Annotated in this window: 1 rRNA gene (only partly in view); it reads left to right on the forward strand. The window is 54.2% G+C overall.

Annotated elements, in window-relative coordinates:
* Positions 1–2,272 (forward strand): 23S ribosomal RNA (locus ACYVJQ_RS19800); it begins 620 nt to the left of the window's first position.
* Positions 2,273–2,365: the final 93 nt, after the last annotated feature.

Genomic DNA, 2,365 nt, shown 5'->3' on the forward strand with positions numbered 1-2,365 from the left:
CTGGCGAGGTTAAGTGTCTGAAGACACGGAGCCGCAGCGAAAGCGAGTCTGAACAGGGCGCACAGTCAGGGGGGGTAGACGCGAAACTTTGTGATCTACCCTTGGGCAGGATGAAGTTGCGGTAACACGCAATGGAGGTCCGAACCAGTTTCCGTTGAAAAGGATTTGGATGACCTGAGGGTAGGGGTGAAAGGCCAATCAAACTGAGAAATAGCTCGTACTCCCCGAAATGCCTTTAGGGGCAGCGTCGAGGTGGAGTTTCATGGAGGTAGAGCTACCGATAGGACTAGGGGGAGTCAAATCCTACCGAATCCTGACGAACTCCGAATGCCATGAAACATACTCGGCAGTGAGGCTTGGGGTGCTAAGGTCCCAAGCCGAGAGGGAAAGAACCCAGACCATCAGCTAAGGTCCCTAAATTTATGCTAAGTTGAACAAAGGAGGTCCAGTTGCCCAGACAGCCAGGATGTTGGCTTGGAAGCAGCCATTCATTTAAAGAGTGCGTAACAGCTCACTGGTCGAGCGACAGGGCATCGATAATAATCGGGCATCAAGCATAATACCGAAGCTATGGATTGTAATTTATTACAGTGGTAGGGGAGCATTCCCGTCTGCGTAGAAGGCGCCTGGCAATGGGCGTTGGAGCGTCGGGAAAAGCAAATGTAGGCATAAGTAACGATAATGCGGGCGAGAAACCCGCACACCGAAAGACTAAGGTTTCCTGATCAACGCTAATCGGATCAGGGTTAGTCGGGTCCTAAGGCTGATGCGAAGGCTAAGGTCGATGGACAACTGGTTAATATTCCAGTACTAGCGTAACCCAGTGATGCGGTGACGGAGTAGTGAAAGGCCCGCCTGGTGACGGAATACCAGGTTAAAGCACGTAGTTATAGGGACGGTAGTCAAGTACGCCGACTTTGATGAAATGCGATAGTACCCCAAGCCCCCGGGCGAGGGGATAGCGGCCCTAATCAGACTTCCAAGAAAACCCGCTAAGCGTTCAAGGTTACGCTACCCGTACCGCAATCCGACACAGGTAGTCGAGGAGAGAATCCTAAGGTGCTCGAGTGAATCACGGCCAAGGAACTCGGCAAAATGGCCCTGTAACTTCGGGAGAAGGGGCGCTTCCTCCAGCGATGGAGAAGCCGCAGTGAAGAGGCCCAGGCGACTGTTTAACAAAAACACATGGCTATGCGAAATCGAAAGATGAGGTATATGGCCTGACACCTGCCCGGTGCCGGAAGGTTAAGAGGGGATGTTAGCCGCAAGGCGAGGCATTGAATCGAAGCCCCGGTAAACGGCGGCCGTAACTATAACGGTCCTAAGGTAGCGAAATTCCTTGTCGGGTAAGTTCCGACCTGCACGAATGGTGTAACGATCTGGGCGCTGTCTCAGCCGTGAGCTCGGTGAAATTGTAGTCTCGGTGAAGATGCCGAGTACCCGCTACGGGACGGAAAGACCCCGTGCACCTTTACTATAGCTTAACATTGACTCTGGGCAACTCATGTGTAGGATAGGTGGGAGCCTCTGATCCGGCGTCGCCAGGCGTCGGTTAGGCAACGTTGAAATACCACCCTTGAGTTGTTTGGAGCCTAATCCCCAAGCGGGAGACATTGTTTGGTGGGTAGTTTGACTGGGGTGGTCGCCTCCAAAAGAGTAACGGAGGCTTTCAAAGGTACCCTCAGCACGCTTGGTAACCGTGCGCAGAGCGCAATAGCAGAAGGGTGCTTGACTGTGAGGCCCACAAGCCGAGCAGGGCCGAAAGGCGGATATAGTGATCCGGTGGTTCCGCATGGAAGGGCCATCGCTCAAAGGATAAAAGGTACGCCGGGGATAACAGGCTGATCTCCCCCAAGAGCTCATATCGACGGGGAGGTTTGGCACCTCGATGTCGGCTCGTCACGTCCTGGGGCTGGAGAAGGTCCCAAGGGTTGAGCTGTTCGCTCATTAAAGTGGCACGCGAGCTGGGTTCAGAACGTCGTGAGACAGTTCGGTCCCTATCTGTAGTGGGCGTTGGATTTTTGAGGGGACCTGTCCTTAGTACGAGAGGACCGGGATGGACGAGCCTCTGGTGGACCTGTTGTGGCGCCAGCCGCAGCGCAGGGTAGCTACGCTCGGATGAGATAAGCGCTGAAAGCATCTAAGTGCGAAACTCACCCCAAGATGAGAAATCCCTTTAAGGGCCGTGGGAGACGACCACGTCGATAGGCGGCAGGTGTAAAGGCGGAAACGTCATAGCCGAGCCGTACTAATTGCCCGAGAGCTTTCCCGCCACCCAAGGCGCGTACCCTAAGTAGTTTACTCCCTTCCCATGTATATCAAAGCACCCCCCGACATCATTGACACTCGCCCCCGCAAGGGAAGA

The organism is Rufibacter soli (assembly GCF_054781795.1).